We start from the raw sequence: 4718 nt of genomic DNA, 5'->3' as shown, positions 1-4718 counted from the left end.
CCCGCGGAAGATTTGTTGTCTGGCCAACCGCCCGAAATATTGAAAAGGATCGCACAGCATTTGCCTGGCGATGCCTGCCTGGCCTTGGCGCTCGCAGGTTCCCGGACCATCACAGCAGCGATTGGAGACACAACCCACATTGCCACCTGCCTGGAAAGCGCAAGAAAAGTTGACGCGCTTGACAAACCTAAAGGTCTACTGACGAATGATCCGGGATGCGGCAGCTCCCTCCGGTCCATGCCCGCGGACGTCCAGGCTCAGGGATTGACCTCGCTTGTTCAGCAAGCCGGAAAGTTTTCCGGACGCGGCAGCGACGACCGTCCTGTCGCGGAGTGTGAGCAGGCCTTCCAGCTTCTGAAACTGGAAATCGCCGATTTACCGGCCGAGCTGCGGACTGAACCGTTGAAGGCTCTTTCATTCCGGGTCACCCTGGCTGCAGAGCCGAATCAAGCCTTTCACGACCTGGCGAATGCTATAGGCGAACTCCCCATCGCGCAGCAGAACAGAATATGGCCCACGCTCGCCGTTGGCGCCGCAATAATCTGCAGGACTGACAACAGTCTGTCAATCGAGAGTATCGCGTGCACAACGGAAGAATTCGATAGGCTTCCCCCTGACGGGCAGGTTGATTTGATCAACCAGGTTATGGGTTATGTTTCCCAAGTGGCTTGGGGCAATCAATATAAACCGACCGAGGATAGAGATGCACATCCACTCTTCACGAGCGTTAATAATATGATGAACAAATTGCCTGTTAATCAGCAAGCTGACATTACCTTGAGTCGCTTGCGGTTTATTCTATTTATGCCCGATGACTTGCAGGATGCGATAATCCAAACCACCAATGAGATGATCCCTAATGCCCCGATCCAGCAACAGCCAACACTGCGGTGGTATGTTGAAGAGATTAAGCGGAATCTCGAGCTGATAAGAAGGGCGTGATGCATCACATTCGGTGCGCCCGCGCTTTAAAGTCGCTCGTACAGTGAGTGTTAAGGTAAGACCGATGTTCGCTCCCGAGCCATGGCATCTTGGCACGCTGGCGATTCTCGTATTGATGGTTTCCGTGGTTCTGGCAGTGAAGCTCCGCCAGTAAGACCTCGTGCGTTTTAAGATGATTGCGATCAGGTCTAGCTCGGGTATCACGCCGATTCAGGAAAGCCAGGAAAACATAGCAGCACATCAATGCGCACGAAAGGATCGAGCTGTTGCGGAAAAACATCGCCATCAGGAACGATGGCCGATGCAGGGCAATCGACTCAGCAGAAACTCGCCCGATTGAATTCGCCGGTCATCGCGCAGCCGGTGCATTGCTCCTGACATCGGCTCCAGTCACTTCCGGATCTTTTCATCGACAGGCGGTGCATCAGGATCAAATTGTCGTCGGCTCCATCACCTCCAATTCCATTACTCTCAGTTTCCGATATGTTCCGAGTCTCGTCTGCCAAAAATGAGTCACCTTCACGCGCAGCCCCAGCAGACAACGTCGGCATTTTCGTGATTAACGGAAACCGTTATGAGCTCTGCGTGCAAACCGATCATGGCCTGATTCCAGCCATACCCGCATTAAGCACCATAGGCACCACTCCCACACCAGCCGAAGACATAGATCCATCGCCTCCGCCGCGGCACGCCTCGGCGCTCCCACTGCCACTTCCACCGCCACTTCCACCGCGGCACTCACTTGCGCCACCGCCTCCGCCGCCCCGTGCCTCTCGGATATCACTGGCTAAAATGCCATCCAGGGTCCTGCGACAAATCGCGCTCAACTTATCTACAAAAGACCGCGTGGCGCTGGCGGTCGCAGATCTCATAAATATTGGTCCGAGTATCAAGGAAATGATTTGTCGAGATCACGCGGAAAAATCAGTCACCAGTATCCGTGATTTTTACTCGTTCCAACTTGCATTGCTATCAATTGACATGGAAGATAATTCAAGAACTCCCGTTAGAAATGAATTCTTGGAGTACCATGTATCTCTTCTCATCCAAAGGATCGACTTCCTCCCTCGCGATATCCAGCACATCGGCTTCCGGCGCCTTGCAGACAAAATATGGGCATTCCCGCCTGATCAACAAAGCAGACTGCTGATCGCCCTCACTGGCAAAATCGGGATGATACAGAGTAGAGAACAGTTATCTGCCGTCGAAAAAGCCGCAGACATGATTGCCACCTTACCGCAGGCGCTGCAAGGTGAGCTGCTGGTCGTCCTCGCGAATCAAATCAAGCAAATGCGGGATAACGAGTTCGCGTCTTTTAGAAAGATCACAGCCTTGATTACCCAGCTGCCGTTGACGATGCAAGGCGCACCGCTTACTGATATTATCCACTGCATCCCGGAACTCCCGGATCACGAAAGGTATCAGGCCTTCACAGACATAAAAGAATGGATTGGAAGGTTGCCATCGGATCAACAATGTAAGCCTCTGGCCGCCCTGGCTAGTCAAATCGCCTATGTCCCGCCGCCCAGTCGTCTCCATCTGGTTGAAGAACTGGCAAATACGATCGAACAACTGACGGATCAACAGTACACACTTCTGAAAGCGGAAATCTTTCGCGTATCTGAATTTTCGAGTGATAGCACGGGGCGATACCAAACCTTTATCGACTCAGCCAATGCAGTCGCGACGCGCTCGCCCGACCAGCAGGCCCCCGCGTTGCGCGAACTTGCCCACGAGATCAATTGGCTCCCGCTTGAAGGGCGATACCAGGCCTGGATGTATATGGCAAACCTGATTGCCCAATTGCCTCGCGAATGGCAAGCCCCCCCTCTGGAGAACCTGATTTGTCAGATCAGCACTCTCCCAGCGAACATGATTCCTCAGGCACAAGAATATTCAGCTCGCTTAACTACCTCGCTGCTTCCAGAGCAGCAAATCGACCCCTGGTTCGCCCTCGTGGCCCAGGCCATGCTGGACATCAATTTGGCAGATTATTCGTTTGCAGATTGGAGACGCTTCGCGCCTCAGTTGCCGCCCGATCAGGAGGACAGACTCATGCTACGCATCGGCACGATGTTGGCAGATCAACTGGAGGTTGAAAAGCCGCGTAGCAAGTACCCAGCCGAGAGGCAACGGGCAGAAGCAGGCTTTGAAAAATTTCCCGGGCCAGATGCGATACTGAAGTCACCAGTAGGCATGGTGAATCCGATCCTCCAGGTACCGCGCGCATACCAGAGTGCGCTATGGACTGCTCTCGCTAACCAGATCGAGTCTGCGCAACCGTTATGGCGATTTCCGCTTTTCACGAGTATCATCAACGCAGTTGAAGAGCTCGATATCCTGCATCAAGACGAGCCGCTTGCAGCGCTCGCCCGTGCAATCGATGCCTTGCGTTACCCCATCCAAATCGATGCGTTGAGAGTAGCGTTCGAGCGCATAGCAAGCGCTGTCGGTCGGTTGCCTATTGAACAGCAGGTCAACCCGACACACTACCTTCTCAACGTAATCGATACATTCGAGACCGTCACGCGGTGCCACGCTATCACTCGCATCGCGGAAGTGGTTGCCCCATGGCCTCGAAAGCATCAGGTCAGGCCAGTACTATCACTTGTTATTCTAAAAGGCTTTGCCGAAATGAAAGATCGTTGCTATCGCGAGAGGTGGCCTCACAAGTTCTGGGGGTGACCCACTTCCGTGGACGGTTAAGCAGTTGAATTTCGAGTGTGCTGATTTGCTCCGGTTTGGGGGCTGCCGCGAGTTGTCCACGGCCGGTCGGCGGGTCGCTTATTACGATCACGACGCCGGCCGGCAGTGGGCAACTCGTCGGCGAGGCAGATTCGGTTTTGTTCTTCGTGAACTTGCTCGTAGCGGATCGGCGAGTGGTAGCCAATGCTGCTATGACGACGGCTGACGTTGTACCAACCTTCGATCCACGAGAACACAGGGCAATCGCATGAAGGGGCTTACCAGCCAAGGAGTTGAGCGCGATAGTTGTCGCTGGTGGCGGCCTTGAGCCGGCGGATTTTGAGGCCCGCCTTGGTTTGCGTGTCCTTGCGCAGCAGGTTCATTGTGATGCGGCGCAGAATTGCAAAGTTCTGCGCCGCATGTTCGACTCGCACCCTGCATTGATCTTCGTCGAACGCTACGTCGAGCACCCAGTGCATCGAGTTCTCGATTCGCCAGTGCGAGCGCACGGCGTGTGCAATGCGCGTTGCATCGGGCGGCAGGCTGCTCACGTAATATCGGCGCTCGACCGTCACCGTATTGCCGATCTCGCGCGTGGCCTCCACCATCACGATCGAGCGCATGCCTGGCCAGAGCGCGGCCGCACGCCATGTGTTCATCACGTCACTAACCAGGCAACGACGCGTTTCGATCCGGCCGTGGTCCTTCTCGACCTCCCGATATTCACTCGAACAGTCCCATCGATCTTCGGGCTGGAGTCGATCGAGGGCTTCGAGCGTCGAGCGAATCTCCACCAGCAGCGTCGGCTGGTTCTCCTTGACCGCCAACACATAATCGGCACCGCTCGTGACGAGTTGCCGGGCGATCGCTTGCTGGCAGCCCATCGCGTCGATCGTCACGATCGCGCCCTTGAGCAGCAGCGCGTCGAGCAATTCCGGAATCGCCGCGATCTCGTTACTCTTGTCGGCCGTGCGCACCTGCCCCAGTACAACGCAGAGGTGGCCGCGCAAATTCGTAAGCGGCTCGGGGCGGCCGTACGTCCACGAGGCCTGATCGAATGTATCGTAGTTCCCACTAAATTTTTTAGTGGG

General features: G+C 55.2%; 3 protein-coding genes. 2 read left to right on the top strand and 1 reads right to left on the bottom strand.

What is annotated here, in order from left to right; translation table 11 throughout:
* Together DID99_RS37535 and DID99_RS35780 are read left to right on the top strand one after the other, a co-directional pair.
* Window positions 1-942: hypothetical protein (locus DID99_RS37535; RefSeq protein WP_185733877.1), on the top strand; the 942-nt coding region annotated here is incomplete at its 5' end.
* Window positions 943-1788: 846 nt separating this feature from the next.
* Window positions 1789-3627: a hypothetical protein gene (locus DID99_RS35780; RefSeq protein ID WP_124668660.1), complete on the top strand. Its 1839-nt coding sequence runs from the start codon at window positions 1789-1791 to the stop codon at window positions 3625-3627.
* Window positions 3628-3905: 278 nt separating this feature from the next.
* On the opposite strand, the gene DID99_RS35770 is transcribed toward DID99_RS35780, so the two are convergent.
* A partial coding sequence (locus tag DID99_RS35770; RefSeq protein WP_260444782.1) for an ISAs1 family transposase occupies window positions 3906-4718 on the bottom strand: 813 nt, incomplete at its 5' end.

Source organism: Burkholderia sp. Bp8986 (assembly GCF_003854225.1).
GTDB lineage: Bacteria > Pseudomonadota > Gammaproteobacteria > Burkholderiales > Burkholderiaceae > Burkholderia.
Note: the sequence above shows the minus strand (reverse complement) of the source record. Positions and strands in the feature narration are given on the sequence as shown.